This is a genomic window from Providencia sp. PROV236 (assembly GCF_033676985.1).
In the GTDB taxonomy this organism is placed as follows: Bacteria; Pseudomonadota; Gammaproteobacteria; order Enterobacterales; family Enterobacteriaceae; genus Providencia; species Providencia manganoxydans.
In genome coordinates, this window is the sequence record NZ_CP096297.1 from 279637 (window position 1) to 303072 (window position 23436).

The window sequence follows — 23436 nt, forward strand, 5'->3', positions numbered from 1 at the left end:
AGATATATCGAATTGATTTATGATAAATATAATCCGATATATCTAATTGGTCAATTTAGATATATCTAAATGTCCAAAAAGGGTCGAAAAATAAACTTTCAAAAACAAAGTCTATTTTTTATTCTTTTTTTTAGCTGATAAGCATGACGATATAGCGTATTATGCTGTTACTTTGTGATTTATCAGTACTGATACCAGTTATTTTCTGCTATATTCCGCGTTTGTTACGCAACTGAATGTTTTTTAGTTAAAAACTTTTTATACAGTGATGAGTTTCACATTTATTCCACTTGTGCGGAAAAACGTGTAAAATAACAGCAAATTAACGTAGAAAGTATGCTTCCTAATAAACATAGGCTTAATAAAGCATATTCCTTTCCTGTCAATTAAACGGTAAAAATCCTTGTCAATTCAAAACTTAAGAAATATCGCCATCATCGCTCACGTTGACCATGGCAAGACAACACTGGTTGGTAAATTATTGCAGCAATCGGGCACGTTCGGTGAACGTGAAACTGTCGATGAGCGTGTTATGGACTCCAATGACTTGGAGAAAGAGCGTGGTATTACCATCCTTGCTAAAAACACCGCTATCCAATGGAATGGTTATCACATCAATATCGTAGACACCCCAGGCCACGCCGATTTCGGTGGTGAGGTTGAGCGCGTTATGTCTATGGTTGACTGTGTTTTACTGGTGGTTGATGCGATGGACGGCCCAATGCCGCAAACTCGCTTCGTAACGCAAAAAGCGTTTGACCACGGTCTGCGTCCAATTGTTGTTATTAACAAAGTTGACCGCCCTGGTGCGCGCCCTGATTGGGTTGTTGACCAAGTATTCGACTTATTCGTTAACTTAGGTGCGACGGATGAGCAACTTGATTTCCCTATCGTTTATGCCTCTGCATTAAACGGTATTGCGGGTCTTGATCACACTGATATGGCAGAAGACATGACTCCACTATACGAAGCTATTGTGGAACACGTTGAGCCGCCAAAAGTCGATCTGGAAGGTCCTTTCCAGATGCAAGTTTCCCAATTAGATTACAATAGCTACTTAGGTGTTATTGGTATTGGTCGTATTAAACGTGGTGTTGTGAAACCTAACCAACAAGTCACTGTGATTGATAGCGAAGGTAAAACTCGCAACGGTAAAATTGGTAAAGTTCTGACTCACTTAGGTTTAGAGCGTATCGATTCTCAACAAGCAGAAGCTGGCGACATTGTTGCTCTAACTGGTTTAGGTGAACTGAATATTTCTGACACTATTTGTAACGTTGGTAATGTTGAAGCACTGCCTGCGTTAGCAGTTGATGAGCCAACAGTTAGCATGTTCTATTGCGTTAACACCTCACCATTCTGTGGTCGTGAAGGTAAATACGTGACTTCTCGTCAGATCCTTGACCGTCTGAACAAAGAACTGGTTCATAACGTAGCGTTACGTGTTGAAGAAACTCAAGATCCTGATGCATTCCGTGTTTCTGGTCGTGGTGAGCTACACTTATCTGTTCTGATCGAAAACATGCGTCGTGAAGGTTTTGAGTTGGCAGTGTCTCGTCCTAAAGTTATTTACCGTGAGGTTGATGGACGTAAACAAGAGCCATTTGAGCAAGTCACCTTAGACGTTGAAGAGCAGCACCAAGGCGACGTTATGAAAGCATTGGGTGAGCGTAAAGGTGATCTGCGTGACATGATGCCAGATGGTAAAGGCCGCGTACGTCTTGACTATATCATCCCTAGCCGTGGTTTGATTGGCTTCCGTACTGAATTCATGACAATGACTTCAGGTACAGGTCTACTGTATTCAACATTCAGCCACTATGACGATGTTCGCCCAGGTGAAATCGGTGGCCGTCAAAACGGTGTGTTGATTTCAAATGGTCAAGGTAAAGCAGTTGCTTACGCTCTGTACAGCCTGCAAGATCGCGGTAAATTGTTCTTAGGCCATGGTGCTGAAGTGTATGAAGGCCAAATCATTGGTATTCACTCACGTTCCAATGACCTGACAGTTAACTGCTTAACAGGTAAAAAACTGACTAACATGCGTGCATCAGGTACTGATGAAGCAACCACTTTGTCACCACCAATCAAAATGACTCTGGAACAAGCACTTGAGTTTATTGATGATGATGAATTAGTGGAAGTTACACCACAGTCAATTCGTCTGCGTAAGCGTCACTTGACAGAGAACGATCGCCGTCGTGCAAGTCGTTCAAAAGAAGACTAATTATTATTAGTTTTTATTAAGAAAGCGCCCTAATTGGGCGCTTTCAAACTATTGGCAAACATATCATGTTTGGCGGCTTACTCTAGGCTACTGCCATTACTGGCAATTACCTGCTTATACCAATGAAATGATTTTTTGGGTGTACGTTTCCGAGAACCATTTCCTTTATCATCTAAGTCAACGTAGATAAAACCGTAGCGCTTACTCATTTCACCAGTAGATGCCGAAACGAGATCAATACAGCCCCATGAAATATATCCAATTATAGGAATGCCATCTTCAATCGACTCTGCTATCTCTTTAATATGCGCACGTAAATAATTAATGCGATAATCATCGTCAACTACACCCTGATCATTCATCAAGTCTCTTGCTCCAAGCCCATTTTCTACTAGAAACAGCGGTTTTTGATAGCGGTCATATAGGGTGTTCATGGTAATACGCAGACCTAGTGGGTCTATGTTCCAGCCCCATTCGCTAGTAGAAATGTATGGATTTGGAAGTGATTCAACCAGATTAGCTTTACTCAAATTATTTTTATTCATCTCTGCTGAAGCGCATCGTGAAGCATAGTAGCTGAAAGAAACGAAATCTACAGTGTTTTTAAGGATCTCATCGTCGCCTGGCTCGGTAATAATTTCGATATTTTTCTCTCGGAACATTCTTTTCGCATAGGATGGATAAGCACCTCGTGCTTGAACATCAATGAAAAAAAGATTTTCACGATCTTTTTCCAGTGCAGCCCAAACGTCCTCGGGTTTACAGCTATATGGATAGAAATTACCACCCGCTAGCATGCAACCAATCTGATTTTCTGGGTTTATTTCATGAGCGATTTTAGTGACCAATGCGCTAGCGATCAGCTCATGGTGTGCAGCTTGGTATATCACCTGCTCTTTATTTTCCCCTTCTTTGAATACTAGCCCTGCGCCAGAGAATGGGCTATGCAGCACGATATTGATTTCATTGAAGGTTAACCAATACTTTACTAAGCCGTTAAATTCCTTGATGCAAGTACGAGCGTAATGACAAAAAAACTCCACCATTTTACGGTTGTACCAAGAACCATATTCACGAACCAAATGCATTGGTACATCGAAATGACATAAAGTCACCAATGGTTCAATGTTGTATTTTTTACATTCAGTAAACAGGTCATGATAAAATTTGAGTCCCTGTTTATTTGGTGTTTTTTCATCACCCTTCGGAAATATACGGCTCCATGCAATTGAGGTCCTAAATACGGTAAACCCCATTTCAGCGAGTAGAGCAATATCTTCTTTATAATGATGATAAAAATCAATTGCTTGATGACTAGGATAATATTCATCATCATACACTTGGAACCGCGTATCTAAACCTAATTTTACATTAAGACGTTTTTCACCATAGGGGATCACATCCACGGTACTCAGCCCTTTACCCTCTTCCAGATAAGCTCCTTCAGCCTGATTAGCCGCTATTGCACCTCCCCACAGAAAGCCTTTTGGAAATACTGTCTTTGTCATATCTACCTCAGCTGATTAATACTATTTCGCTAGATTAATTTGTGTTGCGGATCCTGTTGTACTGCTCTGCTCGTTATGTTCTTCTTCGATAGGAATATCTTTGAAACCAAGAATAAGCGTAATGACAAATGAGAGCACAATGGCGAGGATCATGACGGCAACAACCCAAACAATGCTGATTGGGTTGAGCGGGTCGAAAAATTGGACGCTAGTAAATAAGCCAGGTGAAGCCATTGAATGGCTAGCTAATCCGCCGATAGCAGCGACTGCACCACAGATAAACCCACTTATAAGCGATGCGATTAAAGGGCGTTTAAGCCGTATTACTACACCGTATAATGCGGGCTCAGAGATACCTGCCACAATTGCTGACGCAGCGGCAGCGAGTGCTGTTTGACGTAGCGCTGGGTTTTTTGTGCGTAAAGCCACTGCAAGAGAGCATCCACCCAGAGAGAGGTTGGCACCAATCTCTGACGGCATAACAATGCCTTCTTTCCCCGTCTCTGCGATGGTTTGAATAATTGTAGGGGTAAATACGCGGTGCATACCTGTCATCACTAAGAGTGGCCATATAGCGCCCATGATGGCAATCGCTAGCCAGCCCAAATACCCGTGTATGGTATATATCAACCAAGAAATGGCACTACCAATCCAAATCCCTATTGGTCCGATTAGCAGGATCGCTATTGGAGCCGCAACAAGTATGATCAACATCGGTTTTAAGAAGTTTTTTGTCACCGCTGGTGTAATACGGTCGATCCCTCTTTCAATATAGGAAAGTAGCCATGTCATTACCATTACAGGAATAACCGTATAGGTATACTTCATTGGCGTGAGATGTATTCCCATAAAGTCAACGGATTGCCCCTGAGCGGCCTTTTCCATTAGGCTGATAAAGGAGGGATGGACTAAAATCCCAGCAATAGCAATTGCTAACGACATGTTGGTATTGAATTTTTTTGCCGCGGAAGCAGCCACCATTACAGGCAAGAAGAAAAATGCACCATCACCAATTAAATTAAGGATAATCAGTGTAGAAGACGTCTTGTCTAACCAACCCGCCATTTCAAGTGTCATCGCGAGTAGTTTAACCATTGAACCGCCAATTATTGCTGGAATAAGTGGTGACATAATGCCGATTAAGGCATCTAAAATTCCGGCAAAAACGCTTTTCAAGGTTATTTTATTTTTTCTGGTCGATACGGCTGCTGATTTAACATTTTCATCTAAATGCTTTAATACATCTGCATAGGTCTTAGCAACCGTATTTCCGATTATGACTTGGCATTGTCGCTCACTTTTTACTACACCAAGCACACCAGAGATCAGTTTTAACTTTGCGGTATCAACCACATTATCTTCGAGCAGTACGAAACGTAAACGAGTCATACAGTGAGTTACCGCTACCACATTTTTAGATCCCCCTAATGCCTCAAGGATCTGTAGGGATATATCTACATTATTATTTTTCATGAGTAAGGTGCTCTTATTATGATTTGTATCTTTTAGGTAACCGGTTCCACAAATAATGTTTTTATAATTTAAATATGGCAATGGGAATTTTTCATTTATTTCCAATTTGTGATTTGTGTTAAAAAATGAAGCTCGTTTCGTCAGTTGGATAAAAATGTGTAGAATAGTTAAAAGTGCAGAGGCCATAGGAAGTATTTGTTTATGTCAACAATGCAGGAAGTAGCGAAAAAAGCAGGTGTGTCGAAAGCCACTGTTTCACGGGTACTGACAGGGAAAGGTTATGTAAGCGAAGCGACTAAGATTTTGGTTTATCAAGCGATTGAAGAAATTGGTTATCGACCAAATCTAATCGCGCGTAATCTAGCAACCAGTAAGTCCGGCTATATTGGCCTTGTTGTGACAAATACGTTATATAGAGGCAATTACTTCAGTGAGTTGTTATCACAAACCGCACTGCAACTCGAAGCCAGTGGGCGTCAAATCATTCTTGTTGATGGTAAACATAGCGCTCGTGAGGAACATGAAGCCGTTCAGTTTTTGCTCGATTTATGTTGTGATGCAGTGATCATCTATCCACGTTTTTTGAGTGTGGATGAAATGGATTTGCTTATTGAACAGTATAAACAACCCATTATTGTGATGAATCGTAAGTTGCGTAAACACCAAAGCCATTGCGTTTGTTGTGACCACAAAGGTTCTAGTTACACAGCGACTCGCTACTTAATTGACCGTGGACATCATGACATTGCTTTTATTTGTGGTGCTCTTGACTCTCCTACAGCAATAGAGCGATTGTCCGGTTACAAAGAAGCTCTGGAACATGCAGGGCTTCTGATACAAGATGATTTGATTGTATCCGGTAAATGGACATCTGCTAGTGGTGCTGCTGCCATTGAAAAACTGCTCGCGACTGAATGTAAATTTAGCGCTGTACTGGCGAGTAATGACGATATGGCTATTGGTGCTATGAAGAAGTTAAATCAGTCAGGTTTAAGTGTTCCACAGGATGTTTCTATCATTGGCTTTGATAATATCCCGCCTTCCGCATTTTTGAATCCAGCACTATCCAGTGTTAAAGAGCCCGTTAGCGAGATGATCCATGATGTAGTAAACCGTTTGATAGCTATGTTGGACGGAGGCTATTTTTCCAACGATAATCTCTACACCTCTGAATTGATTATTCGAGATTCAGTGGTTAATGGTCCTCATTTTTTAGTAAAATAAGTAGGTTAGAGAAAATAGATAGTCAAATATCAGTTCGCGTTTCATCGTGTAAATTATCATTGAAAAGCTACCTTGCTCCACGTTTGAATGAGTATAACGACATGACCATACGTTATCTCCTGTTGGGGCGTATCAGGCTAGGTTCTTGGGTTTTATATTGCTGTGATTGGCAGCGCTAACATAGTGATTAATAAAAAAACACACATAATCTGTAATTAGTGCTGTTCAGCTGTATGAATAATGATTAAAGTGAATTTAGTTAACAACTAAGAGGAAACGGTATGCTGTATATTTTCGATATGGGTAATGTGATTATTGATATCGACTTTAATCGTGTTTTTGATAAATGGTCAGAGTTGAGCGGTACGCCATCTGAAGAAATCAAATCACGGTTTACTTTTGGGAATGTCTTCCAACAACATGAGTGTGGCAAGATCTCAGATATCGAATTTGCCGAGCTACTTTGTGAAGAGCTGAATATTACACTCAGTTTTGAAGAGTTTGCTGAAGGTTGGCACGCGATCTTTATGGCAGTAAGACCTGAAGTCATCGATATTATGGCGCGCCTGCGTGAGCAAGGGCATCGTGTGGTAGTGCTATCTAATACCAATCGCCTGCACCTAGATTACTGGCCTGAGCACTATCCTGAAATTGCAGCTTCCTCTGATTTTCTCTATCTCTCTCAAGATTTGGGTATGCGTAAACCTGATCCAGAAATTTATAAATATGTTTTGGAATCTGAAGAGTTTGATGCTGCTGACGCCATATTCTTTGATGACGTTGAAGCCAATATTCAAGCCGCAGAGGCATTAGGCATTAAAGGTATTCATGTTGTTAACAAAGACACTGTACCTGAATACTTCCGTACTTATGACTTCAATGCTGAAGTCGAATAATTGAGCCATATCACCGTGGAGCAGCAGCCTATACTCTACATAATTCAAGGTGCAGTTAGGTGATAAGTCAATGAGTCACCCGGCGCATAGATAACTGTGTGACGGGTGTGAGTGAGCGTAGTCACCATACCTCAGCGTAAAGCGCTGCAACTTGAAGGATGGCGAATATAAGAAGTTACTCCATTTTTTGACAGAGTTACCATGATTGCATTAATACAGAGAGTCACTCACGCAGCGGTGGTTGTTGATGAGCAAGTGGTTGGTCAAATCAATTCTGGGTTATTAGTTCTACTTGGTGTTGAAAAAGACGACGACGAACAAAAAGCGAAACGGTTGTGTGAAAAAGTACTTGGTTATCGAATTTTTAGTGACGAACAGGGAAAAATGAACCTGAATGTTCAACAGGCAGGTGGCAGTTTACTCGTTGTTTCCCAATTTACATTGGCGGCAGATACCAAAAAAGGGATGAGACCCAGCTTTTCTGGGGGGGCAGAGCCTACACGAGCAGACCAACTATATCAATACTTTGTAGAGCAAAGCCGTCAACAAGGTGTTATCACTGAAACCGGACAATTTGCCGCAGATATGCAAGTCAGTCTAACCAATGACGGGCCAGTGACTTTCTGGTTGCAAGTCTAATTTGATTACTAAAGGGGGAGACGATGTACCATCTGCGCGCACCTAAAGACGATGCTGAATTTGACGCTTACTACCAGTTTCGCTGGGAGATGTTACGTAAACCCTTTAATCAGCCCCTTGGTTCCGAAAAAGACGGTTATGACTTAACAGCGCACCATCAGATGGTGGTTGATGATAAAAATCGCATCTTAGCAATAGGTCGTTTATACATCAATGCAGATAATGAGGGAGCTATTCGTTTCTTAGCTGTTAATCCTGTCATGCAAGGAAAAGGGCTGGGAAAACTAATTTTAATGGCTTTGGAGTCCATCGCACGCCAAGAAAGTGTTAAACGAATCGTCTCAAGCGTTCGTGAAGAAGCGGTTCCCTTCTTTAAGAAAATTGGCTTTGAAAGCCGCGGCCTGATTGCGGGTGAATTGAAAACACCTGTGCGTCATTATTTAATGATCAAACCTATCGAAACACTCGATCAAATCCTTCATCGCCCTGATTGGTGTGGTGAGCTACAACAAGCTTGGTACAAATATATCCCATTGAGCGAAAAAATGGGGGTGCGGGTTGAACAATACACAGGGCAAAAATTTATTACCACGATGCCTGAAGCGGGTAATAAAAATCCCCATGAAACGATTTTCGCAGGTAGCCAATTCTCTCTTGCTACCCTAACGGGCTGGGGATTGATTTGGCTATTGATGCAGGAGCATCAATTGGGTGGTGATATTGTTTTAGTGGATGCAAATGTCCGTTATAGCAAGCCTGTTAGTGGCAGACCAACAGCTGTCGCTGATATGTCACATATGAGCGGTGATCTTGATCGCCTTGCCAGAGGGAGTAAGGCTAGGGTTAAGCTTGAAGTGATGGTCAGCGGAGCAAACAATGAGGTTGGTGCTGTTTTTAGCGGCGTATACATGGTATTACCCGTTGAAAAACGAATGAAAGCAAGCTAATAGGAAAGTATTTTCGGCGGTAATCGTTCGGGATTATGAGATAAACGAGGAAAATCAATTCATTAATTTTCGGCTGATAACCCGATTTTATTTCGCTTCGTTAGCAACCTCAGTAGGCCAGTGATTACACTGGCCTACTGTTTTTTACTGGGTGATCAGCGCAGGTAGCTGTTCACTTGTGGGTAACTGATACGTTGGTGACGTTTCGGGTATAGGCTGCGATTCTACTGGCGGTGCATCACTTTCCACTGACGATGTGACGACTCCGTTAACCACTGTTCGGTACATTTGTTTCCCTTGTAGTGGTGTTGCGACTAACTCACCGTTAAGGCTTTTCTCTACCGATGGGGCGAATAGATCACCTTGCAGTGTGGTATCAAAATCGCCAATTACAAGTGGTGGGAAACCCTGCCAGCCCCACTGATTCAACGCAGAGAGAGAGATATTAGTACCAGATGCACGTAGTAAGAAAGGGGTTTTCTGAGGCGATTGCTTCACTAATAGCCCCAGTTTTACAATTCCGCTATCTGTACTGGCCGTTAATGAAGCGGCAGCGGAAGATTGACCACTTTGACGTAAATCCATATAAGGCCGGCGTACCATAACTTGGTTGATGGTACCGCTGTCTGCATTAAATGAGGCTTTACCGCTCCAAACCCCCCATTGTTTTTGTTTAATGAGACTGACGTTTTCGATATTGCCGCTAAGTGCAGTAAATTCAAATGGGAAACTGGCATCAATATTCATTAATAAAGATTGAGACAAGGCGAATTGTTTGATCGTTAAGCCTGATAGCCATTGTGGTGATGGTTGGCTGAAAAAGTTTAGCCATGTTTCAGGTAAGGTATACAAAATACCGGCAAGTTTTCCTTCATTGATAGTTAAGGTTCTATCATTACGCTGCCAGATAGCGTTCAGGCTAAATACACCTTTGTAGTAATAACCTGAGAGCTTTTCTATATTTAGGTTATCGCCTTGGATCTTGATATCACCAATCAGCGTATCAAGCTGCTGATCATTAATGACTAATTGATTAAGGCTAAAATTTATATGGCTTTCTGGGGTGCTCCAGCTACCTCTAACCCAATCAAGGTGGTCTATTTCAGCGTTAAGGCCAGAAACTGCCCAATCTTTACCTTGCAGATCAACATTGGTGAGTGCGACTTTTTTGAGTGAAATCGGCTGATCGCTATCAATCGCATCGCCTAATGAGGCAAAAGGAATGCTATTTTGCCAACCTACTTTGTCCATTACTAACGAATCAACCGTGATAGAACCATCAGCTAATTTTTTCCCTGAGCCTTTGATGTAACCATTATTCAAATAACCATTTGCATCAGTAAACTCGGTGAGATTTTCTTGTAGTTTACCCGTGATTGCGACATTTTTTAGGGGTAACTCATTGATGTTTAATTGTTTGGTTGTAAAACGGAAATCGCCATGACCAAATGGATAATTGGTGCTTGGAGCCCATGGAGTGATGCCGCCTGTAAATCCAGACACTTGGATTTTGTTAGTCCCTTGGCTTAATTGAATACTGCTATTTTCAAACTGTAATATATTGGCACTTAAAGGAATTGGGGTAGGAGACTCTGAGGTTGCGGCAATTAAATTACCTTGTGTGATCACTAAGCGGCGAATTGCAGTACCACTAAACAGGTTACGCCAATTGATTTCGACAACGACTTGTTTTGCATCTAATGCGAGATCTTGATTGCGTGAAGTGAGTTTGACATCTTGAAAAATGAATTCACCAGCGTTGGAAAATTCATGACCCATGATCCCAACATCAATATCATAATTGGTGAATTTACTTAAAAATTGGCTGGCGTAGGATGCGCCCCAGCGTGTCTGCAACCCTGCGTAAGTGATAATAATCACGAGTAATAATAGCAGTATAAGTGCAGTGATGAACTTGGTTAACCACCTCATAGTTTATCTGCCTCTCCATTTCCATATATCAGTTTCAAGGTAGAGTACAGAATAACCGCCAGTGTATGTGTATACAACTCTGGCGGTGAACAAGAGGTTATTTTTCGTGAGGAAAAATTAAATTCAGTACAATTGCGGTTAAACCACCCGCTGCAATACCAGAAGAAAACAGTGTTTTCAGCCAATCAGGTGCAAATTGCAAAATTAAAGGTTGTTGTGAAACCCCCATACCAACAGCAAGTGATAGTGCAATTATCATAATCGCTCGGCGATTTAATGGCTCGCGTGAGACAATGCGTACACCAGATGCGGCAATAGTACCAAACATAACAATTGTTGCTCCACCGAGCACAGGTTCAGGAATTTGTTGGACAAAACCTGCTACCGCAGGGAATAAGCCAAGTAAAACTAACATCAATGCAACGATGTAGCCTACGTAACGACTCGCGACTCCTGTAAGCTGAATAACGCCGTTGTTTTGTCCAAAACAAGAATTTGGGAAGGTGTTAAACACAGCGGAAACCATTGAATTCAGCCCATTGGCCAATACGCCGCCTTTAATGCGTTTCATGTAGATTGGACCACGCACAGGCTGTTCTGAAACATCAGAGGTCGCTGTGATATCACCAATGGTTTCTAAAGAAGTGACCATAAAAATTAGCATCAACGGTATCAGCAAATTCCAGTCAAAGGACAAACCATAATAGAAAGGTTCAGGGATTGTCACCATTGATTGCTCTGCATCGCTTGGTTGTGAGGTCGGTAACATATCCATCCACCAAGCGGCAAGGTAACCAACCGCCATTGCAATGACTAACGAAGCAACGCGTAAATACGGGTTTTTTTGACGATTGAGTAAGATAATAACGACTAATACAATACCGGCTAAGATCAAATAATCAGGGGAGCCGAAAGTATTGTCAGCGATTGCGCTATGACCACCGCCAATAGAGGTTAATCCTACTTGGATAAGTGATAGTCCAATGATCATGACAACGACCCCTGAAACCAATGGGGTGATCACTCGGCGTGCTAAATGTAAAAAGCGAGAGAGAACCACTTCAGTCAGCGCTGCAACCAGTAAGGTACCAAATAGTGCAGCCATCATGGAGGGAATATCTGCGCCACCTTGTTTGAGTGCAACACCGCCCATAATTAAAGGTGCAACAAAGTTGAAACTGGTGCCTTGTATTGACAACAGACCCGAACCAATAGGCCCCCAAGCGCGAATTTGGATCAAAGAAGCAATACCAGAAGCAAACAGTGACATGCTAATAATGCGTTGTGTGTCGTGAGCTGGCAGCCCTAATGATTGGCAAATCAACATAGCAGGGGTGATCACGGCAACAAACATGGCAAGAAGGTGCTGACCTGCTGCAAACAAGGCTTGGGGTAGCGGTGGTCTATCTTCTAAACGATAAATGAGCTCACTTTTTGCCGTTACGTCAACGGCGGATTTTTCGGATGCTTCGGGGTTCATTTTTTAGTTCTCTACCAACAAAAAAAGTATTGTAAAGCGAGTAATTTAAAAAGCAATCGTTTGCGTGAAAAATATTTATCCATATATAGATAAGTAACTTCACATTTTTATATGTTTTAACTTGTGTTTATCTCCGATTTTTTTTCTAATTCGGGTACCTGCTTTTGGCGTTTTAAGGATGAAATTAACGTCTAATTGGTTTTAAATAAATTTGAATAATATTAACAACAGACGAGGTACGTAAATGTATCATCTCGATGTCTACGGTACGCTGGTGGCGGCTACGCTTGTGCTATTGCTCGGACGTAAACTTGTAAAATCAGTTCCTTTCCTCGAAAAATATACTATCCCAGAGCCTGTTGCAGGCGGATTATTAGTGGCTTTTAGTTTACTGGTGATTAAACAAGTATTTGATTGGAGCCTGTCATTTGACTTGTCATTACAAGAGCCAATGATGTTGGCATTCTTTGCGACAATTGGTTTAAACGCAAACTTAGCCAGTTTGAAAGCCGGTGGTAAGGCACTGTTTATCTTTATTTTTGTGGTTGTAGGGTTACTGTTAGTACAAAATACTGTCGGTATCGCCTTAGCCAAATTATTGGGTCTTGACCCTCTTATGGGACTTCTTGCTGGCTCTATCACCTTATCGGGTGGGCACGGTACAGGTGCAGCTTGGGGTAAAATATTTACAGACAGCTACGGTTTTCAAAGTGCAACAGAAGTTGCCATGGCGTGTGCAACGTTTGGATTGGTCCTCGGTGGCTTAATCGGTGGTCCTGTTGCACGTTTTCTCATTCGTAACATCCCAACACCGGGTACAGCGAATGATGATAAAGATGTACCAACAGCATTTGAGAAACCACAATCAGGTCGTATGATCACATCAATGGTATTGATTGAAACCATTGCTATGATTGCAATTTGTTTGATGGCGGGTAGCTACATTGAATCACTATTATCTGGTACCGCGTATGCACTGCCTAAATTTGTCTGTGTGCTGTTTGTCGGTGTGATCTTAAGTAACAGCCTATCTTTAGCTGGTTTCTACCGCGTGTTTGACCGTGCGGTTTCTGTTTTAGGTAACGTCAGTCTGTCACTATTTCTTGCGATGGCACTGATGAGCTTGAAGCTTTGGGAGCTAGCTTCCTTAGCTATCCCAATGCTGATCATTTTAGTCGTTCAAGCTTGTGTTATGGCGGGTTATGCGATTTTTGTCACTTTCCGAGTCATGGGTAAAAACTATGATGCGGCGATATTAGCGGCAGGGCATTGTGGCTTCGGTTTAGGTGCAACACCAACCGCGATTGCAAACATGCAGGCTGTGACAGATAGATTTGGTCCATCACATCTTGCATTCTTAGTTGTCCCAATGGTTGGCGCATTCTTTATTGATATCGTCAATGCGATTGTGATTAAGCTGTACTTAATGTTACCTGTATTCCCTTCAGTGGTTAGTTAACTAATTATAAATCATATAAATAGCAGGTATTGCCGTGAATATAGTTCACGGCAATTTTCGTTTATAGGAAGTATTATTAAGCGGTTAGCGTGATCGGTATAACAAGTTCAGCTGATTGAGTGCTGAAACCAGTTCATCTTCATAATGATAGAGTGACTCGGGATAGTCGGTATCACTATCGGAAGGTGAGAAATTAACGTCGGATAGTTTAATTTCTAAGTTAGTTTCCGTAATACGCATATGAATTCCTTGTAAAACTTGTTGCAATTGCTCTGCGGCTTTTCCTCCACCTCGATTTGCATAACTAACCATTAAGGCGGGTTTGTTGTCCCACTCTTTATACAAATGATCTATCGCATTTTTTAATGCCGCTGGATATCCCCAGTTATATTGTGGAAAAACAAAAATATAAGCATCAGCCTCAGAAATTTTGTTGCTCCAAGCAATTGTATGTTCTTGGGTATATATTCCTTCAGCAGGAAGATAGGGTTCATCATCCATCGGTAAATGCCAATCTTTAAGATCAACGATTTCTGTAAGGAATTTTTTTTCAGTAATATCCTTAACCCAGCGCGCTATCTGAGGGCCTATTCGGGTTTGCCGGACACTACCAATTAAGATTTGTATCTTCATGTTCCACTATCTCTTTTGGTTGTGTACTTTAATTTTTACCAAAAACACTAAGGTATTTATAGAACGATAATTAAATTAAGCTTGGCTATATTGCTCGCGTTCAGGTAGCCATCTTTCAATCAGCAATTTAGCATTTTCTGGGTAGTGCTGCTGAATATGGCGTGCGACACGTTGCACTTCTGGCAACATGTGTTGATCTCGCAGCAAATCCGCCACTTTAAATTCGGCGTTGCCTGTCTGGCGAGTACCTAATAACTCTCCCGGTCCTCTGATTTCCAGATCTTTTTGAGCAATCACGAAACCATCGTTGCTGTCACGTAACACCTGCAAACGTTGTTTGGCGGTATGTGTTAATGGTGTTTTATAAAGGAGTACACAGTGAGAAGCGATGGCGCCTCGGCCTACGCGCCCTCTTAATTGGTGTAATTGAGCAAGCCCTAGTCGTTCAGGGTTATCAATGATCATTAAGCTTGCATTAGGTACATCAACACCAACTTCGATAACGGTAGTTGCGACCAGTAGCTGAATTTCATTATTTTTAAACGCGGCCATAATGCTTTGTTTTTCAGCTGGCTTCATTCGGCCGTGTACCAACCCAACGTTTAATTCAGGAAGTGCGAGAGCCAGTTCTTCACTGGTTACTTGTGCTGCTTGTGCTTCAAGTACCTCTGAATCATCAATTAAAGTACATACCCAATAAGCTTGCCTACCTTCATCAATACAAGCCTGCCTAACTCGCTCAATAATATCGTTACGCCGTGTATCAGGGATAGCAACGGTCGTGACAGGGGTTCTGCCCGGTGGTAATTCATCAATAACTGAAGTATCCATATCAGCATAGGCTGTCATCGCCAGTGTGCGTGGAATGGGGGTTGCTGTCATGATTAATTGATGTGGATGAAACCCTTGCAACTCACCTTTTTCACGTAAGGCAAGGCGTTGATGTACACCAAAACGATGTTGCTCATCAATAATAACTAGCCCCAATGCCTGAAAAACGACATGTTCTTGAAAAAGGGCATGGGTACCGATAACCATACTCACTTCACCGCTGGCGATAGCATCCTGCTGTTGTTGGCGTGCCTTGCCTTTTTGCTTGCCAACCAACCAGCCAACTTTGATCCCTAATGGCTCAAACCACTGTTTGAAATTATTTGCGTGCTGTTCAGCTAAAATCTCAGTGGGTGCCATTAAGGCCACTTGTTTACCATTTTCAATCGCAGATAACGCAGCGAGAGCCGCGACAAGCGTTTTACCTGAGCCAACATCACCTTGAATTAAACGCATCATCGGTACATCTTTCGCGAGATCTTGCTCTATCTCAGCAACCACTCGAGTTTGCGCATTGGTCGGAGAAAAAGGCAGTTGCGATAAAAATTGTGGTTTTAATTGTGCTGTTGTAGGCATAGGCTGAGCATACAATCGTTGATTACCAGCACGAATGGCTAACATACTTAAGTGATGAGCAAGGAGCTCTTCCAATATCAAACGCTTTTGGGCTGGATGTTGGCCTTTTTCTAATTCACTTAAAGCGACATTAGCTGGTGGTGTATGTAATAGGCGGATTGCATCAGGAAGGCTAATTAAGCCTCGACTAAGTTCTTCGGGGAGTAACTCTTTTAGTTGTCCGCTTTCTAGCAGCACTAAAGCTTGCTCAATCAACTTTCTGAGTGTTGCCTGCCTTACCCCATCAGTGGTGGGATACACAGGGGTTAGGTACTCTTGTAGCGCGATATTCGTCGTATCTTGGGATACTTTGTATTCGGGGTGAATGATTTCTGGTCCTGAATTACCACGGCGAACCTCGCCATAAGCGATAACATGACGGCCTTCAGCAAGGCTATTTTTCATTGCTGCCGAAAAATTGAAAAAACGTAGGGTTAAATTACCGGTTCCATCGCTAATTAAGCAGGTCAGCATACGTTTACGACCAAACACGACTTTCGTTTGTAGTACTTCCCCGACAATGGTTGCGGTGGTACCCGGTAGTAGATCACGAATTTGGTAGAGGCGAGTATGATCTTCGTAACGTAAAGGGAGATGTAACAGTAAATCTTGAACAGTATTGAGGCCAATTTTACTTAATTTTTCTGATTGGCTGGCACCTACACCATGTAAAGTGGTCAGTGAAATTGTATCAAGCAGCCCGCTATTCATTGGCTCTCCTTTAACCTATTTTCGTCATACGTCAAGTTGCTGCGTCTTTCATATGGTAACTGTATACATTCGTTATTCATCACCGTGTTTCTATACTACTGGGGATCTTCGATGCTGATTTTTACAACTAAGATTTTGACAACTAAAAAGGTCAACAGCCCAGCGACTGGCTCTCTTGTGGTTTAGCAATATCTCAAATTATTTAGAATACAATGATTTCTTTCTCATTTTTTCGGTTAGTTGCATTTGTGCCCACCAAGACTCTTCAGCTTCGATTTGTCCTTGGTGATTAATATAAGGTCGAGGCAGACCTTTGCGCCTAGCAACTTCTGCAAGAACAGGGTAACCGCCTTCAAATAACCATTCTTGTTGCTCTTGAGCAGAAAGTAAACTGTCTTCCCTATCATACATACCGGCTAATTGACGTTGGCGCTGTGCCTCATAGAGGATCAGTGCTGATGCGACAGAGACATTGAGTGATTGCACCATGCCAACCATCGGTATGATGATATGCTGATCTGCGAGTTCAAGGGCTTTAGTCGAGATGCCTTTTTTTTCTTGCCCCATCATAATACAGGTTGGTTGTGTATAATCAATTTCACGAAAATCGACAGCATGCTCTGATAGATTCGTAACCAGAACTTGCATTCCTTGTGATTTTATCTGTGAAATGGCGTCTTCTGTTGAGACATGAGGGATCACTTTTACCCAACTGTTGCTGCCAGCAGCAGAAGAGACAGAAAGTTTAACTTGTTGGTCGGGCCAAATCGCATGAATTTGATGGATCCCAACAGCATCTGCGCTGCGCACGATAGCTGAAACATTATGGGGTTTATGGATTTCTTCGAGACAAAGAGTGAGATCTGGTTGCCGCATCGCCATCATTTGGCAAATGCGGCGATAGCGGCGTTCATTCATAGTTAATTACAGGTATCTTTAATTACGGTTTCGACTAACACGCAATACGTCAGGCATGATACGGATTTTCCGCATCACATTCGCTAATTGAACGCGGTTTTTAGTTGTTAAACGGATAAAGGCACAATAAACACGACCATCTTTCTCTTCGGTATTCATACTTTGAATGCTAGAGTTTGCATCATTGATGGCTGCGGTTAAATTTGCCAGAGCACCTTGGTGGTTAATCATATCGACTTTGATTTCAGCGATAAAATCAGTATTGGTGTCTGTATCCCATTCTACAGCCATAAATTTATCCGGCTCTTTTTGGTAGCCTCGAATATTACGGCATGATTCATGGTGGATCACTAACCCTTTACCTGGGCTGATATGAGCAATAATAGGGTCACCAGGGATAGGACGGCAACACTTAGCAAAAGTGATCAGAACGCCATCAGCACCTTTGATTGACAGCTTATTGCGAGCGGTAACTGCTGGCTCGTCTTCTGGCGTGACTTGTGGGTTGCTTTGCAAGTTACGCGCAACCACGACACTCATCGCATTACCTAAACCTATTTCTGCGAGTAAGTCATCAATTGAATTCAGTTTCATGCGTGCCAATTCAAGGTCAATATTCGCTTGCGGCACATCGCTGAGTTTATTGCCTGTACCCAGTGCATGATTTAATAAACGGCGACCTAAATTAATAGAGTCTTCTCGTTTAAGGTTTTTTAACAGCTGACGAATTTTTGCACGTGCTTTTGAGCTGACCACAAAGTTTAGCCAAGCAGCATTTGGCCTTGCACCTGGAGCCGTAATTATTTCAACGGTTTGGCCACTAGTGAGCGATTGAGACAGCGGATAAGGTTGGCGATCAACCCGTGCCCCAACACAAGCATGGCCAATATCAGTATGGACGGCATAAGCGAAATCTACAGGTGTCGCACCTGTTGGTAGCTCAACAATTCGGCCTTCTGGTGTGAATACATAGATTTCGTCAGGGAATAAATCAGATTTAACGCTTTCGATAAATTCAAAAGAGCTGCCTGCGCTCTGTTGCAATTCAAGTAGGCTTTGCATCCAACGTTGTGCACGAACTTGTGCCGTTGTGCCTTGCTCGCCTTGCTCTTTATATGCCCAGTGCGCAGCGACCCCCATTTCAGCCATTTGATCCATATCTTCAGTACGAATTTGTACCTCGACAGGGACACCATGTGGACCAATCAATGAGGTATGCAATGATTGATAGCCGTTAGCTTTAGGGATGGCAATATAATCTTTGATACGGCCAGGACGTGGCTTGTATAGATTGTGCATCTGCCCTAACACACGGTAGCAGGTATCCACATCCTTCACGATCACCCTGAAGGCATAGATATCCATAATTGAATGGAAACGCTGCTCTTTAAGATGCATTTTGCGATAGATAGAGTAAAGGTGTTTCTCGCGTCCACTGACTCGACAGGGGACACCCGCCTCGGTGAGGCGTCCGTCGATCTCAGAAAGGATTTTTTGGATCATTTCTTTACGGTTACCACGAGCGGCTTTAACCACTTCTTTGATAACACGATAACGGTTTGGATATAGCGCCTCAAAACCGAGCTCTTCAAGCTCTGTTTTGATGTGGTGGATACCTAAACGATGCGCTAGAGGGCTGTAAATTTCTAAGGTTTCTCTTGCAATGCGTCGACGCTTATCTGGCCTTAAGGAGCCAAGCGTTCGCATATTATGAGTGCGGTCTGCCAGTTTTATCAAAATGACGCGAATGTCTTTAACCATCGCCATGATCATTTTGCGGAAGTTTTCTGCTTGAGCTTCTTTTTTGTCGCGAAAGTTGAGTTTATCTAGTTTAGAGACACCTTCAACGAGGCCCGCAACAGTGGTGCCAAATAGCTCTTCTATGTCCTGAAATGTCGCTGGAGTATCTTCAATCACATCATGAAGTAGCGCCGCCATAAGTGTTTCATGATCCAAGCGCATTTGAGCAAGGATGCAAGCTACAGCAACTGGATGAGTAATATATGGCTCACCACTCGAACGGGTTTGTCCTTCATGGGCATCCCGTGCAACAACATAGGCTTTTTTCAGTAATTCAATCTGTTCCTTAGGAAGATACTTCTGAATTACTTGATTTAGGCTCTCAAACAGATACAAGGCAGACCCACCTTAGTAATTAGCGACGACCTTCAGCGATAGCAGAAACTGCTTGCATTTCAGCCGCTTCTTGCTCTTGCTGTTCTTGACGTTCACGTACATCCAGTATGTGACCGTTGATTAAACCTTCTTCTATTTCGCGTAGAGCGATAACAGTGAATTTATCGTTTTCTTCAGGAACTAAAGGATCTTTACCACCTGCTTGTAACTGACGAGCTCTGCGAGCCGCGACCAGTACGAGGTCAAAGCGGTTACCAATTTTTTCTACTGCGTCTTGAACAGTTACGCGTGCCATAAGTGTGCTACTCCAAAAGAAATAAAAAAATGACCTGATATGATACTGAAACTATTCTCAGTCTGCCAGCAATTTGCTGATTAAAGCATCATGTCGTTGAACTTGACGGGCTAATCTTAGACGCTCGGTACGAATGATTGCCTGCAAATCGCTTAATGCGGTGTTGAAATCATCATTGACAATCAGATAGTCATACTCATTGTAATGTTCGATTTCACCAACGGCTTGCGACATACGCTTTTCAATAACTTCATCACTATCTTGGCCACGACCGCGTAGACGCCGATAAAGCTCATCTTTTGATGGTGGTAGTATAAAAATACTACGTGCTTCAGGCATTGCTGTACGGATCTGTTGTGCGCCTTGCCAATCGATATCAAGAAAAACATCGACTCCGCTTTTGAGCACTTCTTCAATAATAGGTCGTGAAGTTCCATAGTAATTACCGAAAACGCAGGCATGTTCTAAGAACTCATTTTTCTCTACCATGGTTAAAAAGTCAGCTTCAGAAACAAAGAAATAATGTTCACCATGTACTTCACCAGGGCGTGCGGGTCTTGTTGTATGAGAAACAGAGACTTGAGTGTCATACAACGGTTGTGTTTTCAGCAACGCCTGAATGAGGCTGGATTTACCTGCGCCGCTTGGTGCAGAAACAATATATAAAGTGCCTTGTATCATGATGATTTCTTGAATGCTCGAGAGTTAAATATAAATGAAGGTGATTAACCCCACATAGTATACACGGACTTAGACCAACATACAGCGTTCTCAATAGTTATCATTCAAGTACCATTTATTTGCCATCTTTTAACTTACACTAAATGTGAGTCATTCTACTCAGAGAAAACTTTGTCATGTTATGGCGTACTTATTATTACTTTGTTGTCCTTGAATTATCTAGAGTATATAGCGCAATTAATTTAATAAATAGATGATTTGCGAAGCTGTACCAGAAAATATTTATTGTTTTTCACAAAATACATTCCTTTTGCGAAGTGTTTTGTATAACAGGTGAAAATACCGACAAGTTTTGACATATCGCTTCACAATTGGTGCATATTACGATGGTTAAAACTTGATGGGGGCTATTATGTGAAAAGGATTTTTGCTCTAGGAAAACAGTGTCTACTTATATTTTGGGTATTTGGGGGCGGTATTTTTTACAGTCGTTATTCATCCGCAAGTCATTGCTCAATGATGAATCAAACAGCAATAGAGACAGAAAGCCAAAGGTTAGGCTTGCAACTACAACATTGGAACCGTTTATATCGCTTATCGGGCAGTAGTCCTATTAACGATGAAACTTATGATCAACTTTTCAATACTTGGCAACATTGGCAAGCATGCCAAAACCTACCGACTGAATTGCCATTATTAAATTTATCAACGGAACAGCGAGTCACTAAGCACCCTGTTGCACATACAGGCTTGAAAAAACTCAATGAAATGGAGATTGAGCATTGGCTGGATACAAGAACAAATGTCTGGCTACAACCTAAATTAGATGGTGTCGCAGTTTCATTGGTCTATAAGCAAGGGAAGCTCGTGTCGATGATCAGCCGTGGTAATGGTATTGAAGGGTTGGAGTGGAGGGGTAAAGCTGACTTTATTCCCTCATTACCTAAAGAAATATTGACATCACGGCCTCTGTTAATATTTCAGGGGGAGCTATTTTGGCGACTAGAAAACCATATCCAACAATCAAAAGGTGGGGTTAATGCACGCAATCAAATTGCAGGTTGGTTAATGCGTAAAACGGTGCCTGAAATACCTGAAAACAATATCGGTGTATTTATTTGGGCATGGCCTAATGGACCCAAAAATGGCAAACAACAATGGGAGCAGCTAGCTAATTTAGGATTCACATTAAGCCAACAGCATAGCCACAAAATAGAAAATATGGATCAAGTGAGGGTTTGGCAGCAGCATTATTATCAGCAATCGATGCCCTTTGCGACAGATGGTATTGTGTTGAAATCATTTCCCACACCACAAATGGATGCATGGCAAGCCAATAGTAATAGTTGGGCAGTTGCTTGGAAGCATCCGCACAAGAGCAGGCTATCCACCGTTATTGAGCTTAGCTTCCATGTGGGTAGAACTGGGCGGGTAAGTGTTGTCGCGGAAATTGAGCCAATTGAATTAGATAGTAAAGTAGTACATCGAGTGAGTTTAGGGCCGTTAAGTGCTTGGCATAAAAAAGATGTAGTCGCTGGAGATATGATACAAGTAGGGCTGGCAGGGCATGGGATCCCTAAACTAGAATCGGTTATTTGGCGCCCTCAGCAGCGCAAAGTACTGGATACCTCTTTGTTTAGCCAATTTCATTTTTTCAGCTGTTTTACTGCGAAGCCTCACTGCTATCAGCAATTTGTTGCTCGTTTAAATTGGCTAGGTAAGCAACTAAAAATAAAAGGAATTAGTGAGGGAACATGGCGTGAATGGGTTGAGAATCATCAACTGACAAGTTTGACAGCATGGTTATCAACAAATTGGCAAAATAATCTACCTAATTCCAAGAAAGTGGCAAAATTGATAGTACAGTTTCGAAATGCTTATAAACAGCCATTAAAAAACTGGTTAAAAGGCTTAGGGATCCCTCTAAACGATAAGTATTTGTCTTTTTTTTCAGAGCTAAGTCAGCTCAACGATGCTGTCTTTATAAATAGTTTAGGATTAAGTCTGGAGTCGAAGAAGAAGCTAGAAAGGTGGCTGTTAATACCTGAGATACAGGAAGCATTACTTGTTATTGGTGATCTAAAAGTAAAGCCACCTACTTGAGGGCACTAAGGTGGCTTATAAGCGATTTAGTCTTGACTTTCGTAGTTAAAAATGGGGAGCCCTAAACGATAGCGTATTGCTAGAAGTCGAGCGCTTAAACCAGCAACAAGGGTGATGATAACGACGATATCTTGCGGCAATGGCGTATATAAAAGCCCAATGTATAACCATGCAGCGGCAAAAGAGACACCTGCATAAACTTCTTTTTGGAACACAAGAGGGATGGTATTACAGAGCATATCGCGTAGTACGCCACCGAATACGCCAGTGATGACGGCTGCGATCGCTGCGATGACTGGGCTATAATTCATATCAAGGGCGATTTGAGCACCAAGAATTGAAAATACAATTAAGCCAATAGCATCTAAAATGAGGAATAGACGGCGTAAATGCTTCATCATAGGTGCAATCCAGATAGTCACGATGGCAGCACCAGCAACAGTGAGAATATATTCGGGGTTTTTTATCCAGCCTAATGGATAATGACCGAGCAAGACATCGCGAACAGAACCACCACCAATGGCCGTTGCTGATGCAATAATGATGACACCAAAGACGTCCATTTTACGTCGGCCAGCAGCGAGAGCCCCAGTCATGGCTTCTGCGGTAATACCTATTATATAGAGAACACTTAATAACATAATGATTCTATTCGACACTAAAGTGATTGCTAAAGGGTAATATTACTTATAGAAATTCTCGACTGAGATTTTCTAGTGCCTTGCAAA

18 protein-coding genes are annotated in these 23436 nt (G+C 42.1%); 7 read left to right on the plus strand and 11 right to left on the minus strand.

Annotation, left to right across the window (positions count from 1 at the left end; all coding sequences use genetic code 11):
* The first annotated feature begins 403 nt into the window (after window positions 1-403).
* Window positions 404-2227, plus strand: a complete 1824-nt coding sequence (gene typA, locus M1E96_RS01200) for a ribosome-dependent GTPase TypA (RefSeq protein ID WP_140179675.1) — start codon at window positions 404-406, stop codon at window positions 2225-2227.
* 77 nt (window positions 2228-2304) lie between these two features.
* Here typA and ascB read toward each other — a convergent pair whose 3' ends face one another.
* Together ascB and ascF are read right to left on the minus strand one after the other, a co-directional pair.
* Window positions 2305-3735, minus strand: coding sequence for a 6-phospho-beta-glucosidase (gene ascB / locus M1E96_RS01205; RefSeq protein ID WP_319067882.1), 1431 nt, complete (start codon window positions 3733-3735; stop codon window positions 2305-2307).
* Window positions 3736-3756: 21 nt separating this feature from the next.
* Complete coding sequence (gene ascF, locus M1E96_RS01210; RefSeq protein ID WP_319067880.1) at window positions 3757-5208, minus strand: PTS cellobiose/arbutin/salicin transporter subunit IIBC; 1452 nt, start codon at window positions 5206-5208, stop codon at window positions 3757-3759.
* Between the two features lie 201 nt (window positions 5209-5409).
* Here ascF and M1E96_RS01215 point away from each other — a divergent pair, with 201 nt between their 5' ends.
* The 4 genes from M1E96_RS01215 to fabY all read left to right on the plus strand — a co-directional run bounded on the left by M1E96_RS01215 (window position 5410) and on the right by fabY (window position 8914).
* Complete coding sequence (locus tag M1E96_RS01215) at window positions 5410-6432, plus strand: LacI family DNA-binding transcriptional regulator (RefSeq protein ID WP_369427337.1); 1023 nt, start codon at window positions 5410-5412, stop codon at window positions 6430-6432.
* 281 nt (window positions 6433-6713) lie between these two features.
* Window positions 6714-7328, plus strand: coding sequence for a glucose-1-phosphatase (yihX, locus tag M1E96_RS01220; protein ID WP_070929436.1), 615 nt, complete (start codon window positions 6714-6716; stop codon window positions 7326-7328).
* A gap of 201 nt (window positions 7329-7529) precedes the next feature.
* Window positions 7530-7967, plus strand: coding sequence for a D-aminoacyl-tRNA deacylase (gene dtd, locus M1E96_RS01225; protein WP_070929434.1), 438 nt, complete (start codon window positions 7530-7532; stop codon window positions 7965-7967).
* Window positions 7968-7990: 23 nt separating this feature from the next.
* Window positions 7991-8914 carry a fatty acid biosynthesis protein FabY gene (fabY, locus tag M1E96_RS01230; protein WP_070929432.1) on the plus strand — a complete coding sequence of 308 codons (924 nt, stop codon included), beginning with the start codon at window positions 7991-7993 and terminating at the stop codon, window positions 8912-8914.
* 144 nt (window positions 8915-9058) lie between these two features.
* On the opposite strand, the gene M1E96_RS01235 is transcribed toward fabY, so the two are convergent.
* The gene (locus tag M1E96_RS01235; protein ID WP_319067877.1) at window positions 9059-10846 is read right to left on the minus strand and encodes an AsmA family protein; all 1788 of its coding nucleotides are present in this window, start codon (window positions 10844-10846) and stop codon (window positions 9059-9061) included.
* A 97-nt stretch (window positions 10847-10943) separates the two neighbouring features.
* Window positions 10944-12326, minus strand: coding sequence for a uracil-xanthine permease family protein (locus M1E96_RS01240; protein WP_272580492.1), 1383 nt, complete (start codon window positions 12324-12326; stop codon window positions 10944-10946).
* 244 nt (window positions 12327-12570) lie between these two features.
* Here M1E96_RS01240 and gltS point away from each other — a divergent pair, with 244 nt between their 5' ends.
* Window positions 12571-13785, plus strand: a complete 1215-nt coding sequence (gltS, locus tag M1E96_RS01245) for a sodium/glutamate symporter (protein ID WP_070929426.1) — start codon at window positions 12571-12573, stop codon at window positions 13783-13785.
* 84 nt (window positions 13786-13869) lie between these two features.
* Here the strand turns inward: gltS and M1E96_RS01250 are convergent, their stop codons facing one another.
* The 6 genes from M1E96_RS01250 to gmk form a co-directional block, all read right to left on the minus strand.
* Window positions 13870-14418 (minus strand): NADPH-dependent FMN reductase, encoded by a 549-nt coding sequence (locus M1E96_RS01250; protein WP_272580491.1) that lies wholly within the window; start codon window positions 14416-14418, stop codon window positions 13870-13872.
* Window positions 14419-14493: 75 nt separating this feature from the next.
* Window positions 14494-16575 (minus strand): ATP-dependent DNA helicase RecG, encoded by a 2082-nt coding sequence (recG, locus tag M1E96_RS01255; RefSeq protein WP_319067873.1) that lies wholly within the window; start codon window positions 16573-16575, stop codon window positions 14494-14496.
* A 198-nt stretch (window positions 16576-16773) separates the two neighbouring features.
* A complete protein-coding gene (gene trmH, locus M1E96_RS01260; protein ID WP_070929424.1) occupies window positions 16774-17493 on the minus strand; it encodes a tRNA (guanosine(18)-2'-O)-methyltransferase TrmH in 720 nt (239 codons plus the stop codon).
* Window positions 17494-17511: 18 nt separating this feature from the next.
* Window positions 17512-19629: a bifunctional GTP diphosphokinase/guanosine-3',5'-bis pyrophosphate 3'-pyrophosphohydrolase gene (spoT, locus tag M1E96_RS01265; protein ID WP_070929423.1), complete on the minus strand. Its 2118-nt coding sequence runs from the start codon at window positions 19627-19629 to the stop codon at window positions 17512-17514.
* 19 nt (window positions 19630-19648) lie between these two features.
* Window positions 19649-19924: a DNA-directed RNA polymerase subunit omega gene (gene rpoZ, locus M1E96_RS01270; protein ID WP_070929422.1), complete on the minus strand. Its 276-nt coding sequence runs from the start codon at window positions 19922-19924 to the stop codon at window positions 19649-19651.
* Between the two features lie 57 nt (window positions 19925-19981).
* Window positions 19982-20605, minus strand: a complete 624-nt coding sequence (gene gmk, locus M1E96_RS01275; RefSeq protein ID WP_319067869.1) for a guanylate kinase — start codon at window positions 20603-20605, stop codon at window positions 19982-19984.
* Window positions 20606-21019: 414 nt separating this feature from the next.
* On the opposite strand from gmk, the gene ligB reads away from it, so the two are divergent.
* Entirely contained in the window at window positions 21020-22708 is a 1689-nt protein-coding gene (gene ligB, locus M1E96_RS01280) for an NAD-dependent DNA ligase LigB (protein ID WP_319067867.1), read from the plus strand.
* A gap of 26 nt (window positions 22709-22734) precedes the next feature.
* Here the strand turns inward: ligB and M1E96_RS01285 are convergent, their stop codons facing one another.
* A complete protein-coding gene (locus M1E96_RS01285; RefSeq protein ID WP_070929419.1) occupies window positions 22735-23349 on the minus strand; it encodes a trimeric intracellular cation channel family protein in 615 nt (204 codons plus the stop codon).
* Window positions 23350-23436: the final 87 nt, after the last annotated feature.

What these genes read in the sequence shown, in the direction of transcription:
- ascB (WP_319067882.1), bottom strand. Translation starts at nt 3,735, where the DNA reads ATGACAAAGACAGTATTTCCAAAAGGCTTTCTGTGGGGAGGTGCAATA.
- ascF (WP_319067880.1), bottom strand. Translation starts at nt 5,208, where the DNA reads ATGAAAAATAATAATGTAGATATATCCCTACAGATCCTTGAGGCATTA.
- M1E96_RS01215 (WP_369427337.1), top strand. Translation starts at nt 5,410, where the DNA reads ATGTCAACAATGCAGGAAGTAGCGAAAAAAGCAGGTGTGTCGAAAGCC.
- yihX (WP_070929436.1), top strand. Translation starts at nt 6,714, where the DNA reads ATGCTGTATATTTTCGATATGGGTAATGTGATTATTGATATCGACTTT.
- dtd (WP_070929434.1), top strand. Translation starts at nt 7,530, where the DNA reads ATGATTGCATTAATACAGAGAGTCACTCACGCAGCGGTGGTTGTTGAT.
- fabY (WP_070929432.1), top strand. Translation starts at nt 7,991, where the DNA reads ATGTACCATCTGCGCGCACCTAAAGACGATGCTGAATTTGACGCTTAC.
- M1E96_RS01235 (WP_319067877.1), bottom strand. Translation starts at nt 10,846, where the DNA reads ATGAGGTGGTTAACCAAGTTCATCACTGCACTTATACTGCTATTATTA.
- M1E96_RS01240 (WP_272580492.1), bottom strand. Translation starts at nt 12,326, where the DNA reads ATGAACCCCGAAGCATCCGAAAAATCCGCCGTTGACGTAACGGCAAAA.
- gltS (WP_070929426.1), top strand. Translation starts at nt 12,571, where the DNA reads ATGTATCATCTCGATGTCTACGGTACGCTGGTGGCGGCTACGCTTGTG.
- M1E96_RS01250 (WP_272580491.1), bottom strand. Translation starts at nt 14,418, where the DNA reads ATGAAGATACAAATCTTAATTGGTAGTGTCCGGCAAACCCGAATAGGC.
- recG (WP_319067873.1), bottom strand. Translation starts at nt 16,575, where the DNA reads ATGAATAGCGGGCTGCTTGATACAATTTCACTGACCACTTTACATGGT.
- trmH (WP_070929424.1), bottom strand. Translation starts at nt 17,493, where the DNA reads ATGAATGAACGCCGCTATCGCCGCATTTGCCAAATGATGGCGATGCGG.
- rpoZ (WP_070929422.1), bottom strand. Translation starts at nt 19,924, where the DNA reads ATGGCACGCGTAACTGTTCAAGACGCAGTAGAAAAAATTGGTAACCGC.
- gmk (WP_319067869.1), bottom strand. Translation starts at nt 20,605, where the DNA reads ATGATACAAGGCACTTTATATATTGTTTCTGCACCAAGCGGCGCAGGT.
- M1E96_RS01285 (WP_070929419.1), bottom strand. Translation starts at nt 23,349, where the DNA reads ATGTTATTAAGTGTTCTCTATATAATAGGTATTACCGCAGAAGCCATG.